The sequence below is a fragment of the Clostridium sp. B9 genome (assembly GCF_050509515.1).
In the GTDB taxonomy this organism is placed as follows: Bacteria; Bacillota; Clostridia; order Clostridiales; family Clostridiaceae; genus Sarcina.
In genome coordinates, this window is record NZ_JBNWKA010000003.1 from 2,187,653 (window position 1) to 2,206,541 (window position 18,889).

Sequence of the window (18,889 nt, forward strand, 5' to 3'; positions counted from 1 at the left end):
AAAAAGTATATTTAAATCAAGTCTTACTTTCTATTAAATATATACTCTTTATCTTAACTTTCTTTCGTACCATTATAACCAACTCTTTATATAAACTCTAAAAAAGATTCTTATATTTCTATAAATACTTCACCCATTTGGCTTACTACCATTTTATAATAAAGCCCTTTTTTCTCCATTAAGCTATTATGATTTCCACTTTCAATAATTTTCCCATCTCCAATAACCATAATTTTATCAGCATCTCTAATAGTGGAGAGTCTATGAGCAATTAAAAAACTTGTTCTATTTTTCATTAATTTAACTAATGCATTTTGAATATCCTTCTCTGTCTTAGTATCAACACTACTAGTTGCCTCATCCAAAATAAGAATAGGACTATCACATAAAATAGCTCTAGCAATTGCTATAAGCTGACGCTGTCCTTGACTTAAGTTATCATTAGATCCTGAAACCATAGTAAAATATCCTCTTGGCAACTTACTTATAAATTCATGTGCATGAGCTATTTTCGATGCCATAATTACCTCTTCATCTGAAGCAAAACTTTGAGAATATCTAATATTGTCCATAATTGTTCCTGTAAATAAATATGTGTCCTGAAGAACAACTGAAAAACACTTTCTAAGACTATCTCTTTTTATATTTGTTATAGGTTCATTATCTATGAGAATAGTTCCACTATCCACCTCATAAAACTCCGTAAGAAGATTAACTATAGTTGTTTTACCAGCCCCAGTTTCTCCAACCAAAGCAACCACTTCTCCTGCATTAACATTAAAACTTATATTATCTAGTATTTTCTTTGATTTATCGTAAGAAAAGCTAACATTTCTAAACTCTACAGCACCCTTAGGTGATTTTAGTTCTATAGCTTCTTTTTTATCCTTTTTCTCCTCTTCAGTATCCAAAATTTCAAAAACCCTTTCAGCACCTGCAAGAGCTGACTGAATAGTATTAAACATTCCAGCAAGAGAATTTAATGGTCTAGAAAACTGTTTTGAATAACTTAAAAAGCTGACAACAGTTCCTACTTCCAATCCAAAACTTACTGATAAAACTCCACCTACAATAGCAACCACAGCAAATATAAAGTTATTAATAACGTTCATTAAAGGCATCATATACCCCGACCATATTTGAGCTTTCTTACTACTTTCATATAATCTTTCATTAGTTTCTTTAAAACTTTCTAAAACATCCTCTTGTTTATTAAAAGCTTTAACCATTTTTAGTCCTAAAATATTCTCTTCAATAATCCCATTTAAAGCACCAAGACTTCTCTGCTGAGATAAGAAATTATCTCTGCTTTTAGATGCAATTATTTTAGTTAGTAAAATCACCAAAGGAACACATAAAAGGACAACTACAGTAAGAAAAAAATTTAAATTTATCATCACTAAAAATGAACCAGTTAAAATCAAAATACTTGATATAAGTTGTGTTGTAGTTTGAGCTAATGTTGAGCTGATATTGTCTATATCATTAGTAATCCTACTCATAGTATCCCCATTAGATCTTTTATCATAAAAATTTAAAGGAATCTTTTGCATCTTATGAAAGAACTCTGTTCTCAAAGCATGTACTAATTTTTGAGATACCTTTAGCATAACTACCTGATTAACACTTGAAATAATAAAATTAGATAAATAAAGTGCTAAAATAATCATTAAAATCCACATTATTATTTTAAAATTTACAGTTCTAGTGCTAATATCAAAATAATTAAATGTTTCCCCAACAAAATAAGGAATGCTTACTGTTATAACTGAAGAAATAATTGTTAAAAGCATAGCTAAAAATATAGCTTTTCCCCATTTCATATATATTTTTATAATTCTTACCAAAGTTCCCTTAGCATTTTTAGGCTTGGCTTTAGGCGCAAACCTATTAGGGCCTCCACCACCTCTTCCTATTGAAGGCATCTTGGCTTGTGATTTATTATTATATACTTCTCCCATTATTCTGCCTCCTTGCTACTTTCTATTTGAGTTCTATATATTTCTCTATAAACCTCACAGTTTTTCATAAGATCAATATGAGTTCCAAATCCAACATTTTTCCCATTATCCATAACTAAAATCTTATCTGAAGCCATAGCTGTTCCACAGCGTTGAGTAATAGTGATAACTGTTTTATCTTTCATTAAAGAATTTATATTATCCCTAACTCTTCTTTCAGTAACTGCATCTAAAGCACTAGTAGCATCATCTAATATAAGTACTTTTGAATCTTTAAGAAGTCCTCTAGCTATAGAAATTCTTTGCTTTTGTCCACCAGATAGATTAACTCCTCTACTTCCTAATAAAGAATCAAACTCTTCTGGTATGTTGTATATAAAAGAAGCCTCAGCCTTTTCAGCTACTAAATTAACTTTTTCATGTGAAGCATTTTTATTTCCCCACTTAATATTCTCATTAATTGTTCCTGAGAATAACATTGGTTTTTGAGGAGCAATAGAAATATTTTTTCTAAGAGATTTTACATCTATATCCTTTATATTCTTACCATCAATTAATATTTTCCCACTATTCACATCATAAAATCTTAATAACAACCAAGCTATTGTTGACTTTCCACTTCCTGTAGGTCCTATAATAGCAAGCTTTTCACCAGCTTTCAAAGAAAAACTCAACCCATTAATAGCTGGTACTCCACTGCCATTAGGGTAAGAAAAAACAACATCTTTAAAACCTATTTCCCATTTTACTTCTGAAATCTCTCCACCATGAGTAAAATCATCCTCACACTCTAAAATTTCTTTAATACGATTAGTAGATGCCTTTGTTCTAACAAAGGTATTAAATATATTAGTTATCATTATTAAAGACGTAAGGATTTGAGCCATATATATTGTAAAAGCTGTTATATCCCCTGGATTTGCAAGATTTAAAGAGAAAAGCTTACTTCCAAGCCAAATTACAATTACTGTACCAACTCCAACTGTAAAAGTAATAAGAGGAGCTATTACCGTTATAATCATTTGAGAAGAAATACTGCTTTTCATCAAGTTATCATTAGCCTCTCCAAACTTTTTTTGTTCCTTATCATAAGTACAAAAAGCCTTAACTAATCTAACTCCTATTAAGTATTCCTGAACAACAGAGTTCACTTTATCTATAGACTTTTGTAATTTATAAAAGCGTGGATAACTAAGTTTCATACTAACTACTATAATTCCAACAACAATTATTACAACTCCATAAATAATTAAAGAAAGTCTAAAATTAAGTATTGTTGCAAGAATAATACTACCTATGCAAGTTATAGGAGCCTTTAGAAAAATACGCATAATTCCATTTATAAATTGTATAACCTGAGAAGTATCATTAGTCATACGTGTAATAAGAGAACCACTTTCTATCTTATCTGCTCCATTTTCTGAAAAATATAATATCTTCTTAAATAAATCATACCTTAAATCTGCACCAACTCTTTGAGAAACCTTAGAAGCTAATATATTACGAGTTATAGCAAAACAAGCACCTAGTGCTGTAACCATGAGCATTAATCCGCCCCAGTAATAAACACTCGAAAGATTCGCTCCATCTATTCCTAAATTAATTATGTTAGACATAAGAGTTGGTCCAAGTAAATCACATATAGCTTCCAATGTTACACAAATAATAGCAGTTAAAAAAGGAAGCTTATATCTCTTAAAATATTTACTATATATATTCACTTTTACATCTCCTTTTCTTTGTTTGTTTTTAAAGTGAGTTTTGATTTCTAGATATTTCTTCAGACCTAACTTAATTTTAAGTAAAAATCAAAATTTTTAATTTTGTACTTTGAACTTATACCTTCGAATGAATATGAGAAGGTGCTTCCTAAGACAATGAAACTCTAATTGCTCATTAAGATGGTCTTTCATCTATATCTAGAAACCAAAACTATTTTAAAATACAATTCTTTATTTATAAGTAATGTCTACTTAAAGCTATTATTGCCTTCTAAGTATGTTTAGAAATTAATACCTGGCTAAAATACAGCCCTTTTATTTATCCAATTTCTATTAATCAATATATTTTTAAAGTTATTTAATAGTCTCTTGTAAAGATTACTACTATATAATTTTTGCACATTTTTGAATTTTGTGCTAGATAAATGTATAGTATTCATAGCATTGTTTCTTCCTTTATAGGTTAGCTGTTACGTTTTAGGTGAGTGCCAATTTGTAGATATATCTTGAAATATAATTTAATTTAGAAAAATTAACAAATTGATTAAAGGTTTACTTTTAGATAGAATGGTATGGTAAAGTAAAAACATCAAGGATAATTTATGAGATACTAAAGAGGAGGACAAAATTTATATGGACGTACTTGTATATGTAGCTATTAGTGTTGGAGTACTTTCTGGAGTTTGGGCATGGATGGCAGCAACTTTTGGAATGGTAAGTTGGACAGGATTTGTTGGATGGACTAGTTATTATTCTTCAGGAGGGATGGCTAAAGGGCTTTTTAGGTCTCTTACTTCAAATGCAACTGGAATTATTTATGCTCTGCTTATTATAAAGGGATCATCTATTTTTCCAAATGAATATTGGTCTTATTTCTTAACAGCATTCTTTTCTTTTATGATGGTAATACAAGCAAAATTCAAGAAATTTGAATTTATATCAGGAGCATTTTGTGGATGTTTCTCAACCTTTGGATTAAACGGTGATTGGCAAGCAGTTGTACCAGCATTACTTTGTGGTAATGTATTAGGATATATATCACAAAAGATAGGAATATACTGTCATGATGTATTTAGTAAAAATCCCAAAAGTTCCAACTAAGTAAATAATACTAAAAACCTCAGCATTAAATTATATTAATACTGAGGTTTTAATATTTATGTTTATTAATTACTTTCCTATCCCATATTATCCCAATATATTCATAAAATATAAAATTAATATTCTATACTCAAACGAATTTTTAAATTCCTCAAACTCAATGCTTAATCTATATTAAAGTATCTAGTACACTATTAAAAATGACCTCTAATTTTCTTGATAAACACAACCTTAAGATAATCACTTTCTTCATATTCCTTTGAAATTCTAAAATCTGATGGTAATGAGTATTCTTCTATAATTTTGTAAGTACCATACATTTCTCTAAATGCAGTAGCTATAAATTCTTTGAATTTTTTCATATTAAAGTTACTGCAGTTTGTAGAAGCCACTATTACACCATTATCTTCTGTTATAGCTATTGCTTCCTTAAGAAGATCTTTATAATTATGAGCTGCACTAAATTGGAATTTCTTTGATTTAGCAAAACTTGGTGGATCAAGTATAACTAAATCATACTTTAATCCTTGCTTAACAGCATATTTAAAGTAATTAAATACATCTTCAACAACTATATCCTGAGCTTCATAGTCTATTCCATTTATACTGAATTGTTCAATCGTTTTTGGTAAACTTCTATTTGCAAGGTCAACACTTGTTGTCTTTTTTGCACCACCTAAGGCTGCATACACAGAGAATGCTCCTGTATAAGAAAATGTATTTAAAACATTCTTCCCTTTTGCATATTTATCTCTGATAGTTCTTCTTACGTTTCTTTGGTCTAGGAATACTCCAACCATCGCTCCTTCATTTAGGTATATAGCAAAATTAACTCCATTTTCTTTTACTATAATAGGGAAATTCCCTCTCTCTCCCATTACAAATCCATCTTCTTCTATGTAAGCACCATTCTCATCAAATCTCTTCTTCTGATAAATAGCCTTAAATTCAACTATTCTTTTTAATGAATTTAATACCTCATCTCTAAACTTATAAATACCTCTACTATACCAGTTTATTAAGTAATAACCATCAAAATAATCAATAGTTAATCCACCTATACCGTCTCCTTCTCCGTTAAATACTCTAAATGCATTTGTATCACGACTTCTATAAAGACCTGCTCTCTTATTTAATGCAGATATTATCTTTCTTTCAAAAAAGCTTATATCTATCTTTGTATTTTCTTTTGTACTAAGAATCCATCCATAACCTTTATTCTGTTTTCCATGATATCCTCTTGCAACAAATCTATTTTTTTCATCTACTAGTTTAACTAGCTCCCCCTCTTTATTAAAAGCATCAACATTTATTAGCGCTTCCTTAAAAATTAATGGGTATCCCTTTTTAAACTTATCTACATATCTTGATTTCACTTTTACAGTAATTTCTTTTCTCATCTTTTCCATCCAATCTTTTGTTTTTTAAATCTTTTTATTCCTCATATCTTAAACTTCTTTTAATGCAATAAACTTCATTACTATAAAAAATTTATTCCTTACACATTATATCATTAGTCGTATCATTTTAGTATTATTATGTTCTTATTTTATCCTTTCCTTAAAGAACCATATTTTTCTTACCATAGAAAGCATTATTAAAATTCCACCTATCCAAAATAAAAATATTAATGGCTTTGTTGTATATTTTGCACCTTCTGTTATTATTACATCTTCTAAAAAATTATGAATTATTATAGCCTCTACAACTTCCTGGTTTGTCACCTGTGCATCTAAAAACATTCCAATTTCACCAAATATAGATGATGTAATACTACCTAATACCATTAATATAAATCCAATATGGGCTATATTTGCTGATTTATTTTTAATTTTATTAAAATAGATTATTTTTAAAAGCAATGGAAGCATTAGTACCCAAAGAATAAGCAGCCACTTGACTTCTCCAAACTTTGTAATCCTACTTATTGTTATAAGTAAAATTGTATTTATTATTAATACAATAGCTAAGTTTCCCTTAAATAAATCCTTCATATAAATTAAGAATAAAATTGAAGAAATTATTGCAAAAGCTAATGATAATAAATTATAAAAATCAACTTCAACATTATAAGATGAATAAATAGGTAAAGTAGTACCTATTAAAATAAGTGCCGAAAATAAATATGTACTAATGCAAAATATAGATAATACTTTTTTTGAAGCACTCTTATTCTTTACTATATCTTTACTTTGCTTATTTTTTATAGCAATTATAAATAGTAATACACATAAAAAACTAATTAAAATCAATATTGGCTTTGACATGGTGGATATATTATACGAATGTACTGATTTTCCTTCTAATATTCCGCTTCTTGCTAAAAATGTTCCAAAAACGGCTAGAATAAAAGGTAACATAGTTACATAAGACTTTACTTTTTCCTTATGAACAATAGCTAGTAAAATTAGCCATGGAACTAATGCAGCATTCTCAATTGGATCCCATGCCCAATATCCTCCCCACCCTAATGCTTTATAAGCCCATATACTTCCTGTAAATATCCCAGCTCCTAAAAAAAGCAATGAAATATAAGTCCATTTTTTCTCTACACTCTGTGAAAAACTTTCACAAAACAGTATAGCCATAGACGAATATCCTATAAATACAAGTGGTGGATGTATAACCATCCAAGGATTTTGTAATGCTATATTTAATCCATTTCCCTCACTAGGAATTACTCTTTCAATTGCAAATGGGTCACTTAAATAAACAAAGGCAATAAGTGCTATAGTGATAATCATATAAATATTAAAAGATTTGTTATTATCTTTTATAGCAATCCCTAGCCAAATAGAAATAACTGCCCATAATAAAAAGGAACCACTTTGCCCTGCCCATAAAGCTGAAATCTTATAAAGAGGTTTTAAATCTGTTGATATATGTTCCACTACATAACTATACCTAAAGTTACAAGTGTATTGATAATATAGAATTAAAATTAATGAAGCTGTTAAACTTATGGCAGTAATTATTAAAATTACGTCTCTTATCCTTTTATTATGTACTAGTATATTAATAGGTAGTATTAATATACTACCTACTAAAGATATAAGAATAAGCAAATTCCCTAAATTCATTTTCTCTACTCTCCCTTATACTGATGTATTTTATTATTTCCTTTATTCTCATGACAAGTTGTGCATTTTCTAATAAAATCAGGTTTGCCATAAAGTTTTTTTGGTATCTCATTATCTTGAGGAAGTGATGATATCCATTCAGCATGTGGACTATTATGACAAGTTGCACATTTTACTTTTCCATTCATACCTTTTGGTCCATTTTGGAGATATGCCTCCCTATATAGTTCATTATCTTTTATACTATAAAGTTCTCCATGACAATTACTACACTGTGGTTCATCAAGCCAATCTCGTCTACCTTCCTTTAAAGACTGAGCTACTTTTTCCATGTCTCCATGACATTTACTATCACTACAAGTAATACCTGCTTTATACATAGCTCCTCTATTGCACTGTGTCTCAACCCCTGGATGACAATTGTAGCATTTGTTTTTCAAATCTGACATACCCATAATTGATGCATGAAAGTCATGTACTGCAAGAGAAAGACTTTGAACACCTTGAGCCCCTGATGCACCTAAAGCATTATCTGAATGGCACTCATTACATTTGTGTCTTTTATTATTATTTAAATCAGAATATAAAGTAGTTTTTTCTTTCCTATCATGAACCTTTAATATATTTGCATAAGTATCCACCTCTCCATGACAATTACTACAATTCATCTCATCTGATACCGGAACTACAATACTATCCTCTTGTGCTAATACTTTTTTTGTAGCCTCATCAATTACTGTAACAGTCATGGTTTGATATGGATTTCTTTCCTTACTCCCATCATTAAAAGGTACTACTGGAACGTATTCGGCTTCGTAATAATTTTTATCCTTTGACAATTTACAAACTCCACTTAAATAATTTCCAGTAATACCTTCATTAGGTTTCAAATCATAACCATAATCTTTAGCATAATTCCAAAAATTACTTTTATCAACTGATGTAGTATTGTTATTCATTTTGTATTCTACTATTATTCCACTATCTATAAGTTTAGCCTTATCTGTTCCCTTCTCAAAGACTTGAACCCTAACGGTATTAGCTGGTGGTAATATCATAAAAGCAGAATAATCTCCCTGTATACAATGCATTCCTAAATCATTATATGCTAATATCAGATATTCTTTTTCTGCTACTTTAAATGAAGCTTTAGATTCCAGAGCTTTACTATTAATTAAAATTGCTAAGATGGAAATTCCTAATACAACACAACTTTTTAATACTTTTTTAAATGTTTCATTTCCCATCTTCATTATAGTTCCTCCTTGTATAATATTAATCTCTATTTATTATTTATTATTTGTTGTTGCCTTATTCATTTAAGATAGGAATAAACGCATCTATTACTAAAATATATCTTTCAATCTTTATTAAGGATTTTCTCTTAAACTATTCAATATTTCAAAAAATAAAAGACTACATTGAATATTTCTCCAACGTAGTCTTTATAAAATATTTATTAAATAGTGTAGCATGATCTTCATCTAAATAAATCTCCAAACGCTAAAAAACCACGATATTAAATCGTGGTTTATATGGTGGAGGCGACGGGTGTCGAACCCGTGTCCGAAAGCAGACCAGTAAGACTTTCTACGAGTGTAGTCTTGTGTTTTAAAATTCCCTCAGAAGACGTCCACAGACAAACTTCCTCTTTGGTAAGCTTCATAAATTCCGTTCCTAGCTCAAAGCTTTGCTAAGCTCGGTTCCCCACTTTAAAATGACACCCTTGATCTCAACCGTGGGCAATTGAGGAAGGATGAGCAGCGCTTAAATTAAGCTGCTAATGCAAAATTATCTTCTGCGTTTATCTTTAATGCATACTTGATTAACGAGGTACCATGCTTTCCTCGACCCGCTTATCAAACCCATCTTACCCCCGTCGAAGCCAAAACGCCCCCATGTATGAGATAATAATATGGTCTAAACGCTAATTCCATATTCAATTTTTAAACTTAAAGCTTTCAAAGAAAACTTATGTTCTCATTATATATCAATTAATTAAGTTAGTCAAGGGACATATAATGTTTGTGTTTGTAAGAGATAAATTCCTTGACTAATTAATTAACTTTTAACATTCTAAAATAGACAATTTATATAATACATAATTCTATTCAAAATATCAATGGTTATTTTTACCTAAATCAAAACTTTTTTTCATTTGTATTACAATCCTATTAAATAGTTTTTATTAAACTCACTTAATATTCTATTTAAAGTAAACTTCTCCATTTTCTATTTTATCTATAGTAACTAAAGATTCTACTCTTATGCCTTTGTCTTCTAAGTTAGTTCTTCCACTTTGGAATCCCTTTTCTATAACTATTCCAACACCAACTACCTCAGCTCCAGCTTGTTTTACTACATCTATTAATCCAAATACAGCACATGCATTTGCTAAGAAGTCATCTACTATAAGGATCTTTTCACCCGGTTTTATGAATTTCTTATCAACTACAACATTGTATATTGTTTTCTTTGTGAATGAGTAAACTTCTGAATTGAATACATCTTCTCTTTTGTTTCTTGGTAATCTTTCTATTTTCTTACCAAAAACAACTGGTACATTATCAAAATATTGAGCAGTTATTATTCCTAGCCCTATTCCTGTTGATTCTATTGTAAGTATTTTATCTACTTGGTCATTTTTAAATCTATCTTTAAATTCTTTTCCTACTTCGTTAAAAAACTCTACATCCATTTGGTGATTTAAAAAAGAATCAACCATTAAAATATTATCTTCTGTAACTCTTCCTTCTTTTTTTATCTTATCTTTTAATAGTTCCATTTGGTTACACCCTTTCTTACTATTAATATAGTATTAACTTCCTCTATTATAACATATTAGAAAAAGTTATTGTCATCTTATTTTATTATACAGTATTCTTGTTATTCATGTAATCCTTTTGAAATATTTTTTATATAATAATAGTAGAAAAATCTTTTGGAGAGATGAACATGAATCAAGCTCAATCACTCGTAATGATACTTATATGTATTTTAACCATAATTATTATTTTATATTTAATAGAATCTGATAATTTTTTACCAGAAAAACAAATCCAAAAATGCGTCTCTCTAGGAAAGTATAACAAGGCTCTCTATTTTTTAGATAAGCATTCTGAAAAACTAGATCCACTATTTTTTTATAACAATAAAATTTTAGCTCTATCTAAGGGAAAAGACTTTAATGCAGCCTATGAACTTTCCATAGAGGCTTTAAGAAAAATCAAAGAACCAAACCATCAACTTTACAATAATATTGCTTTTGTCTACTATAACCTCAACCTCTACCATAGAGCAATCGAACTTTCTAAGAAAGCACTTGACTTAAATCCCCTAGACCTATATGCCCTAAGCAATAAAGGATTTGCTCATATAAAAATTGGTGAATATGAAAAAGCTGAAGCTTCCTTTGATAAAGCTCTAGAATTCAATCCATTTTTTAAAAATGCTTTGTCTGGCAAAGCTTACTGTACCTATGAAAAAGGAGACTATAAAACATCTGTAGATTTATTAGAAGACTTCATATCCATAGATCAAACTGAGGCTCCTGCATTCAAAAAACTTGGAGAATGTTACTTTTACCTAAACGATTTAAAGTCAAGCTCAAAGATGTATGAAAAAGCCTTAGAACTTAATCCTAAGAGCGAAACATACTATTGTGAATATGCAAATGTATTACTTCATTTAGGACTATATGATAAAGCTTTAGACGCATTAGATGAGGCACTCTCCCTATCACCATTTAACTTTATAGCATTTTACTATAAAGCTAGAGCTTATGCCCTAAAAAAAGATGCTAACAATGCATTCTACTATTTAGAAAGAGCTTTACATCACTGTGATTGTTTAAAAGAAATTGCTCTTGAAGATGAAATGTTAAACAACTTGAAGTTCTTTTCAAGATTTAGTGAGTTATTAGAAATAAACTCATAAGATTTTAAGACTATCACTTCTAAAAGTCTATAACAATAAAATTTTAATAAGGCTCTATTTTAAGCTAGTGTTAATTCTAAATATTACTATAAAACTATTTTAATGATTACTCTTTGTGAAATCAAATAGTTTTGAAGAAGTAACCCCAAATCAACATTTACTTAAAATAGAGCCTTTAATAAACTTATAAATAATAAAATCACTTTTATAAAAATATAGTATTATAAATTACTTATTTTTCGCTTTCAAAGTCATTTATACTTATAGTCAGAAATATATTTTCTTTATTTTTATTAATAACTTTTTGTACTTCTTCTGAATCCATATCCATTCCTACTGCTCCAGCTTCTATATAATTCTCTGATGTTCCATAATAAATACAAATTCTTTTTCCTTTTGCCAGCTCCAACTCTGAATCTCCTGAAAAAACAGCTGTTGCCCAATCTTCTATATTCTCTTCAAACTCATAAGCATTATTGGTATAAACACCATCATCTGATAAAAGGCAATTTATCTTATTTCCTTCTTTAATATTTATCCCTAAATCCAGATCATCTTTTCCATCTTCATATGTTTCATTAATCATTGAAAGAATAGGTTCTCTTCTCACTTCCTTACCCTCTTTATAAAACTCATAATTTAAATCAATCTTATATCCATTACTTTTATCAATATCTTTTATATTATAAAAGAAAACTCTATTTTCGGTTAGATTTAATATTTGTTCCTCTTTCACTGAAAGTTTATCAAAGCTAAGCTTTGCAACATCATTTTTAGAAACATCACCACACCCCGTTAAAAATAAAGTTGGAACCACAGCTAAAACAATCCCATTTAATCTTTTCATAAATAAAATCCCCCTTATCCCTTTTACCCTTATATATATGCATTATAATAAAAAAGTGTTTAAAAGACATAATATTAGATTAACGCCTAATACTTTTTGTCTTCTAAACACTTTTTCAAATAGCTTAGTATCTGTTTCTTTCTTTAAGTTGTCTATCCATTTCTCTCTTATGAGCTTTTTCAAGCATTGAATCTCTCTTATCGTAGTTCTTCTTACCTCTACAAACTCCTAAGTTTACCTTAACTCTTCCATTCTTTAAATATAAAGAAAGTGGAATTAAAGCAACACCTTGTTGTTGAACTATACCAATAAGTCTTTGTATTTCTGCTTTATGAAGAAGTAACTTTCTCTTTCTTAAAGGATCAACATTAAATATGTTTCCTTGCTCATATGGACTTATATGCATATTATTTATATAAACTTCTCCATTATATACATCTGCATAACAATCCTTTAAGTTAACTCTTCCATTTCTTATCGACTTAACTTCTGTTCCAACTAAAGCTATTCCTGCTTCCATAGCTTCGTCAACAAAATAATCATGTCTTGCTTTTCTATTTTCTGCTAATGTCTTATTATCTTTTCTTTTTGCCATACTCTCACCTACTATGATGGTTATATTGAAAGTATATCCTCCCAAAGGAAAACATACCTTTTATTTCTTTTCTTACTATTTTAACATACTTACTATTTAAATGTAAATTATAACCCATCCACTTATTGTGTCAAAAGTTAAAACTTCTTATTCAAAACAAATTATATAGTCTTAATTTTTAATTTCACATGGTTACATTATTTTTATAATGTTGTATTTATTAATAAACTCATATATACGTGTACATTTAATAAGCACTCAAAACATCCACACTTCTCATCATAACAATTTCAATAATTGTTATATTTTTCAAATAAATATTGTATAATAATTATAAACTTTTGATTCATTAATAAATTATATTGGAGGTAAATAAAATGAAAAAAGAAATTCCTACAGGAATTAAATTTATAGGATGGTTTCAAGTCTTTGGTGCTTTAGCAGTATTACTCACATTAAATGTTAAACAAGATGTAGCCTTTAATGTAAGATTTGCCGTCCCATTTATGCCAGAAATATTAGTCCAATCACTTTTAATTGTATTTTCATTAGTAATATCATATGGCTACTTAAAACAAAGAAAATGGGGTTACTGGAGCATGTTAATTTATTCTCTAGTATTTTGTTCTATAAGCTTAATACAGTCCTTAAATTACAATACCCAACCCTTTATAGGTAATTTCATCTACTCTGCATTCGTTGCAATCTACACACTATTAAACACAAAACACTTCACCACTCCACTTAACATAAAACTACAATCAAATTAACTCTTTAGACTTTAAGTGAAAATTAATAAGTAAGCTCCACTAAGCAAATATTTAAAAAGTAGCACCTTTTCGCTTCACTCAAAGATATAAATTCAAAGTGCTAATTTAAATTTGGACTTTGAATTAACGCGCATCTAGTTTTAAAGTTTTAAGCATTACTTACTATTATTACTATCTAACACTTTAATACATAGGTAGATAGTAAAAAACTTATAGATAGAATGTAGAGAATATCTGTATGAGTTTTAGAATTTAAGTAATCATGGAGAGATGTTTACGTTAATAAGCTGAGACTGTTCGAAGCGAAGCAAGTTTCGAAGCTTTAGTAAACCTCTCGTAATGATTACTATAAATTCTTAACGAAATACAGTAATTCTCGAAATCTATCTATAAGTTTTTAATTAACCTGTTATTATAGCTCTTCCTCAGCTGTTTCTTCTCTAGGTTCAATAATTTCAACCTTTCCTTCAGCCTCAAGCTCTTTTTTAACTTCATCCATTAAGTCTTCTCTCTTTTCAGTTTCTTCTTCTTTTTCTTCGATAGTATATTTATCCTCAACTATCTCGAAGTAAACTTCTCTAGTAGCCATTTCTACCTTAGAACAGATAACCTTAACTTTTTCTCCAAGTTTATAAATCTTCTTAGTTCTTTCACCTATTAATTGAATATTCTCTTCATCATAGATGTAGTAGTCATCTCTAAAGCTTGTTACATGAACTAATCCTTCTATTGTGTTTGGAAGTTCAATAAATGCTCCAAATCCAGTAACTGAAGAAATAATACCATCAAAGATTTCTCCAATTCTATCTTTCATATATTCAGCTTTCTTAAGATCATTTGTCTCTCTTTCAGCTTCTTGAGCTATTCTTTCCATTTCTGAAGATTGCTTAGATGCAGAATCAACTATAGTGTTTAACTTCTTAGCCCTCTTAGCATCTATCTTACCATTTATAAACTCTTTAATTATTCTGTGAATTTGTAAATCTGGATATCTTCTAATTGGTGAAGTAAAGTGACAGTAGTATTCTGCTGCTAATCCAAAGTGACCTGCACATTCTGGTGAATATCTAGCCTGCATCATACTTCTTAATAGTAATGTATTTATTACCATTTCATTATCTTCACCCTTGACTTTTTCTACAACACTTTGTAAATCTTTTGGCTCAACCTCTTCACCAAAGTTAAATGAGTAACCTAGGTTATAAGCGAAGTTTTTGAATCTTTGAAGCTTTTCATTATCTGGCTCTTCGTGGATTCTGTATACAAAAGGCATTTCTTTCTTAAACATATATTCTGCTATAGTTTCATTACAAACTAACATGAACTCTTCTATTATTCTGTTAGCTATAGCTCTTTCATATGGTTTGATTTCTATTGGCTTACCCTTTTCATCCAAGATGATTTTACTCTCTGTAAATTCAAAGTCAATAGCACCTCTTCCCATTCTTCTCTTATTTAATATCTTACAAAGCTCTTCCATAGCTTTAAAGTCATCTACCAAGTCTTTATATCTTTCCATTAACTCAGCATCATTATCTCTTAAAATCTTAGTTACATCAGTGTAAGTCATTCTTTCATTAGTTTTAATTACACTTTCATGTATAGAGGAATTTAAAACATTTCCTTTATGATCTATTTCCATGAAACAAGTTAGTGTTAATCTATTAACCTGTGGATTTAATGAACATATACCATTTGATAACTTCTTAGGAAGCATAGGTATAACTCTATCTACTAAGTAAACAGAAGTTGCTCTCTTAAATGCTTCTTTGTCTAAAGGGTTATTTTCCTTAACATAGTGAGTTACGTCTGCAATATGAACTCCTAGTCTATAGTTTCCATTTGAAAGTCTTTCTATAGATACAGCATCATCTAAGTCTTTTGCATCCTCACCGTCTATAGTAACCATTCTTAAATCTCTTAAGTCTGTTCTTCTATTGATTTCTGTCTCTGGTATTTCGTCTGGAATCTCTTCAGCACATGCCAAAACATTAACTGGGAATTCTTCTGGAAGTGCATACTTCTTGATTACAGTTATGATATCAAGTCCTAAATCTCCTCTATTTCCTAATATCTCAACAACTACGCCCTCTGGATTTCTTCTCTTTCCATCTGGCCATTTAGTTATTTCAACAACAACTACATTACCTTTTTTAGCACCATTTCTATCTTTCTTAGAAATGAATATGTCATTTCTTATTCTTTGATCCTCTGGAAGCACAAATCCGAAACTCTTATTATCTTCATATATTCCGATTACTTTAGTGTTAACTCTCTCAGTTACTCTTACTATTTCACCTTCACGTCTTTTTCCTTCTTCACTTTCCTTAGTAACTTTTCCTAATACTCTATCTCCGTTCATAGCTCCATTTAAAGAGTTCTTAGGTATAAATACATCTTTCATTCCTTCCTCATCTGGAATAAGGAAACCAAAACCTTTTTGATGTATTTGGATTTTACCTGGGATTAACCCAACTGTATCTACTAATCCGAATCTATCCTCTTCGTCTCTAGCTATTAGCCCTTCAGTTTCCATAGCTTTAAACACTTTTTTAAACTGCTTGTATTCAGCTTTATTTATATTAAATATCTTTGATAATTCTAACATCGTCATTGGTCTATATGCTTCTTCTTTCATAAGACCTAAAATTATATCTTTTATTTTCATTCTTCTTCCTCCGTTCTACCTCTAAATTAAATTTGCAACAATTTAATCGAAACTTACTTATTAATAAACTTCTTTCTATATATATCTTGCCAAGAGCATTAAAATTTATATCTTAAAGCTTAACTATTCTCTTATTACTATGATATGCCTAAAATTCCTCTTTGATTAAGGGAATTATAACCAAGACAAATCAAAAGCCACCCTGAAATTATGGGTGGCCGCATAAATAACTATTTAACTAAATTTATAGCAATTGTGTTTATAGCGAATAAGATAGATGAAACAACAGTAACTTTTATAAGCATAGCCTCTCTTGTTCTACCTTTGTTTCTTGAATAGAAACTATCTTGACTTCCCTGAATTAATCCACTTAACGCATCTGCTTTACTTGGTTGCATCATTATTGAAACCAATATTACTATAGCTAAAATAGCTTCGACCACTATTAAAACATTATTCATAAGAAAACCTCCTAAGCTTGATATAGTTGCATAATTCCATAGAAGTATCATATCACACCAATGAAAAATTTACAATATTTATCTCATTTTGTGCACATAATTATAACAATATACATATTGTATACTTTAAAATTTTTTAAACTTTATTTTATCTTCTGATACTATAAGAAACTCTTTTTAAAGAAGACATAACCACTTTGTATAGCATTATTCCCACTACTGTATTTAAAACTATTGATGGTACTACTACAGTCAAGAATAAAGCCATAAAGCTTGCTGGTAAGCCAACTATTACTTGTGCTGACCCTAAAAATGCTAGTCCACTGATTAAAGTTCCAAATGGTAATACAAATCCTATTAAGAATAACTCTCTTTTTTCTTCATTTAATTTTCCTAGTATATTTGTTTTTTTGATTAAAGTTATTAAAGTAAATATTATTATAGCAGTTATAAATTTATCTATTAAGTTTGGTAATTGCCCACCCGGAAACTTAGTTGTCATAGCTGTGAATATTCCCATTAATGTACCTGAAACTAATGTTATCTTAAAATTATCATTTAATAAAATTATTATAAAAAGCATTGTAAGTGCAAAATCTGGTTGCATAGGTAATCCTAGTACTGGCGTTATTTGGTGAAGTATCACTCCTATAGCTAGTAATAAAGCATTCATTGTTAATATTCTTGTGTTATTTCTTACATTCATTATAAAATCCTCCAAAATTCAAGTTAAATTTAGTAACACATTTCTTAAACTCCCGTTACTAAGGGAGTTATTTCAACAAAACTTTTTTTCTTCAACTCACTTTTATTTATTCTTTCAACACTTCATTTCATTTTTGAACTCCCTCCTTTCAACTCTTAACATAGACTTCTAAATATTTTTATAATCATAGAAATCTAATTTACTTTTGCAAAAGATTTTTAAGTCAGATTCAACTTAAAATTATATTCTATAAATTCTAGCTAAAATAAAAAAACTCCGCCCCTAAATATAGGGCGAAGTTGAATCCGCGATACCACCTAATTTATATTGAATCCCATAATATTATAGCCTCAATGTGCACTTAGCTATAATAATGCTTCAATATATCTCATTTTCAAGTACTAGCATACTCTATCTGCTATAAGGTGCAGCCCACCATTCCACTACTTTCTAAATAGATTTCATTTCATACCTCCAAGGTTGCCGATTCATCAAACTCTTTCTTGCTAAATTTCCACCATCATTAGCTCTCTTTATTGAATCTAAGTTTAACTACTTACTCCTCTTCAAAGGGATATTTATGTTCTTTTTTACTATATTACTTTATTTTTTTTTCTATTTCAATAATTAAAATTATTTTATCATGCTTTTCATTTTAAACTTTTTATTAATATCTATATATTTATATATTAAATTTTTAATAAAAATGTTCCAAAATAAATAAAATAACTCATATTATTTATTTAATTGGCTATGTTTTAATTAAATACTTTTTAAAATAACTTGTTGTACTGGTGCGCCTACATTAACTGTAGTTTCTGTTAATAAATATTTTTCACCATCAACCATTAATATTCTTTCATCTACAATCTCACAAGCCTTACCACTCATTTTTAAATGTTTTAAAGTAGCATTTCTTATATCATTTAAAGAATAATACCTATCATCCAACTCTATAATTATAGGATTCTTTCTTAACTTAATAATAGGGATTATAATAAATGCTAAAATTATTACTCCCCATGCTATTATATTTAGCATAT

General features: G+C 29.0%; 15 protein-coding genes and 1 other RNA gene. 3 read left to right on the plus strand and 13 right to left on the minus strand.

Annotated elements, in window-relative coordinates:
* Nucleotides 1-110 precede the first annotated feature (110 nt).
* Complete coding sequence (locus ACQZHJ_RS09760; protein WP_430485363.1) at nt 111-1,961, minus strand: ABC transporter ATP-binding protein; 1,851 nt, start codon at nt 1,959-1,961, stop codon at nt 111-113.
* The gene (locus ACQZHJ_RS09765; RefSeq protein WP_430485364.1) at nt 1,961-3,682 is read right to left on the minus strand and encodes an ABC transporter ATP-binding protein; all 1,722 of its coding nucleotides are present in this window, start codon (nt 3,680-3,682) and stop codon (nt 1,961-1,963) included. Before ACQZHJ_RS09765 ends, ACQZHJ_RS09760 begins: the two co-directional genes overlap by 1 nt.
* A 633-nt stretch (nt 3,683-4,315) precedes the next feature.
* On the opposite strand from ACQZHJ_RS09765, the gene ACQZHJ_RS09770 reads away from it, so the two are divergent.
* Nucleotides 4,316-4,783 (plus strand): DUF1097 domain-containing protein, encoded by a 468-nt coding sequence (locus ACQZHJ_RS09770; protein ID WP_430485365.1) that lies wholly within the window; start codon nt 4,316-4,318, stop codon nt 4,781-4,783.
* A 194-nt stretch (nt 4,784-4,977) separates the two neighbouring features.
* Here the strand turns inward: ACQZHJ_RS09770 and ACQZHJ_RS09775 are convergent, their stop codons facing one another.
* The 5 genes from ACQZHJ_RS09775 to ACQZHJ_RS09795 all read right to left on the minus strand — a co-directional run bounded on the left by ACQZHJ_RS09775 (nt 4,978) and on the right by ACQZHJ_RS09795 (nt 10,648).
* Entirely contained in the window at nt 4,978-6,183 is a 1,206-nt protein-coding gene (locus ACQZHJ_RS09775; RefSeq protein ID WP_430485366.1) for a class I SAM-dependent rRNA methyltransferase, read from the minus strand.
* A gap of 144 nt (nt 6,184-6,327) precedes the next feature.
* Nucleotides 6,328-7,863, minus strand: a complete 1,536-nt coding sequence (gene ccsA, locus ACQZHJ_RS09780; protein WP_430485367.1) for a cytochrome c biogenesis protein CcsA — start codon at nt 7,861-7,863, stop codon at nt 6,328-6,330.
* 5 nt (nt 7,864-7,868) lie between these two features.
* The gene (locus tag ACQZHJ_RS09785) at nt 7,869-9,116 is read right to left on the minus strand and encodes a hypothetical protein (RefSeq protein ID WP_430485368.1); all 1,248 of its coding nucleotides are present in this window, start codon (nt 9,114-9,116) and stop codon (nt 7,869-7,871) included.
* Nucleotides 9,117-9,399: 283 nt separating this feature from the next.
* Nucleotides 9,400-9,761, minus strand: a transfer-messenger RNA (tmRNA) gene (ssrA, locus tag ACQZHJ_RS09790).
* Between the two features lie 308 nt (nt 9,762-10,069).
* Nucleotides 10,070-10,648 carry a xanthine phosphoribosyltransferase gene (locus tag ACQZHJ_RS09795; RefSeq protein ID WP_430485369.1) on the minus strand — a complete coding sequence of 193 codons (579 nt, stop codon included), beginning with the start codon at nt 10,646-10,648 and terminating at the stop codon, nt 10,070-10,072.
* Between the two features lie 170 nt (nt 10,649-10,818).
* Here ACQZHJ_RS09795 and ACQZHJ_RS09800 point away from each other — a divergent pair, with 170 nt between their 5' ends.
* Nucleotides 10,819-11,799 (plus strand): tetratricopeptide repeat protein, encoded by a 981-nt coding sequence (locus ACQZHJ_RS09800; protein WP_430485370.1) that lies wholly within the window; start codon nt 10,819-10,821, stop codon nt 11,797-11,799.
* A 232-nt stretch (nt 11,800-12,031) separates the two neighbouring features.
* Here the strand turns inward: ACQZHJ_RS09800 and ACQZHJ_RS09805 are convergent, their stop codons facing one another.
* A complete protein-coding gene (locus ACQZHJ_RS09805) occupies nt 12,032-12,646 on the minus strand; it encodes a hypothetical protein (RefSeq protein ID WP_430485371.1) in 615 nt (204 codons plus the stop codon).
* A 124-nt stretch (nt 12,647-12,770) separates the two neighbouring features.
* Complete coding sequence (gene smpB, locus ACQZHJ_RS09810) at nt 12,771-13,241, minus strand: SsrA-binding protein SmpB (RefSeq protein ID WP_430485372.1); 471 nt, start codon at nt 13,239-13,241, stop codon at nt 12,771-12,773.
* A gap of 377 nt (nt 13,242-13,618) precedes the next feature.
* On the opposite strand from smpB, the gene ACQZHJ_RS09815 reads away from it, so the two are divergent.
* Entirely contained in the window at nt 13,619-14,011 is a 393-nt protein-coding gene (locus tag ACQZHJ_RS09815) for a hypothetical protein (RefSeq protein ID WP_430485373.1), read from the plus strand.
* 412 nt (nt 14,012-14,423) lie between these two features.
* Here ACQZHJ_RS09815 and rnr read toward each other — a convergent pair whose 3' ends face one another.
* From rnr to ACQZHJ_RS09835, 4 genes are all read right to left on the minus strand, one after another.
* The gene (gene rnr, locus ACQZHJ_RS09820; RefSeq protein ID WP_430485374.1) at nt 14,424-16,679 is read right to left on the minus strand and encodes a ribonuclease R; all 2,256 of its coding nucleotides are present in this window, start codon (nt 16,677-16,679) and stop codon (nt 14,424-14,426) included.
* A 230-nt stretch (nt 16,680-16,909) separates the two neighbouring features.
* Nucleotides 16,910-17,140 (minus strand): preprotein translocase subunit SecG, encoded by a 231-nt coding sequence (gene secG / locus ACQZHJ_RS09825; RefSeq protein ID WP_430485375.1) that lies wholly within the window; start codon nt 17,138-17,140, stop codon nt 16,910-16,912.
* 148 nt (nt 17,141-17,288) lie between these two features.
* A complete protein-coding gene (locus ACQZHJ_RS09830; protein ID WP_430485376.1) occupies nt 17,289-17,846 on the minus strand; it encodes a tryptophan transporter in 558 nt (185 codons plus the stop codon).
* A gap of 762 nt (nt 17,847-18,608) precedes the next feature.
* Nucleotides 18,609-18,887: a hypothetical protein gene (locus tag ACQZHJ_RS09835; protein ID WP_430485377.1), complete on the minus strand. Its 279-nt coding sequence runs from the start codon at nt 18,885-18,887 to the stop codon at nt 18,609-18,611.
* Nucleotides 18,888-18,889: the final 2 nt, after the last annotated feature.

What these genes read in the sequence shown, in the direction of transcription:
- ACQZHJ_RS09760 (WP_430485363.1), bottom strand. Translation starts at nt 1,961, where the DNA reads ATGGGAGAAGTATATAATAATAAATCACAAGCCAAGATGCCTTCAATA.
- ACQZHJ_RS09770 (WP_430485365.1), top strand. Translation starts at nt 4,316, where the DNA reads ATGGACGTACTTGTATATGTAGCTATTAGTGTTGGAGTACTTTCTGGA.
- ACQZHJ_RS09775 (WP_430485366.1), bottom strand. Translation starts at nt 6,183, where the DNA reads ATGAGAAAAGAAATTACTGTAAAAGTGAAATCAAGATATGTAGATAAG.
- ccsA (WP_430485367.1), bottom strand. Translation starts at nt 7,863, where the DNA reads ATGAATTTAGGGAATTTGCTTATTCTTATATCTTTAGTAGGTAGTATA.
- ACQZHJ_RS09785 (WP_430485368.1), bottom strand. Translation starts at nt 9,116, where the DNA reads ATGAAGATGGGAAATGAAACATTTAAAAAAGTATTAAAAAGTTGTGTT.
- ACQZHJ_RS09795 (WP_430485369.1), bottom strand. Translation starts at nt 10,648, where the DNA reads ATGGAACTATTAAAAGATAAGATAAAAAAAGAAGGAAGAGTTACAGAA.
- ACQZHJ_RS09800 (WP_430485370.1), top strand. Translation starts at nt 10,819, where the DNA reads ATGAATCAAGCTCAATCACTCGTAATGATACTTATATGTATTTTAACC.
- ACQZHJ_RS09805 (WP_430485371.1), bottom strand. Translation starts at nt 12,646, where the DNA reads ATGAAAAGATTAAATGGGATTGTTTTAGCTGTGGTTCCAACTTTATTT.
- smpB (WP_430485372.1), bottom strand. Translation starts at nt 13,241, where the DNA reads ATGGCAAAAAGAAAAGATAATAAGACATTAGCAGAAAATAGAAAAGCA.
- ACQZHJ_RS09815 (WP_430485373.1), top strand. Translation starts at nt 13,619, where the DNA reads ATGAAAAAAGAAATTCCTACAGGAATTAAATTTATAGGATGGTTTCAA.
- rnr (WP_430485374.1), bottom strand. Translation starts at nt 16,679, where the DNA reads ATGAAAATAAAAGATATAATTTTAGGTCTTATGAAAGAAGAAGCATAT.
- secG (WP_430485375.1), bottom strand. Translation starts at nt 17,140, where the DNA reads ATGAATAATGTTTTAATAGTGGTCGAAGCTATTTTAGCTATAGTAATA.
- ACQZHJ_RS09830 (WP_430485376.1), bottom strand. Translation starts at nt 17,846, where the DNA reads ATGAATGTAAGAAATAACACAAGAATATTAACAATGAATGCTTTATTA.
- ACQZHJ_RS09835 (WP_430485377.1), bottom strand. Translation starts at nt 18,887, where the DNA reads ATGCTAAATATAATAGCATGGGGAGTAATAATTTTAGCATTTATTATA.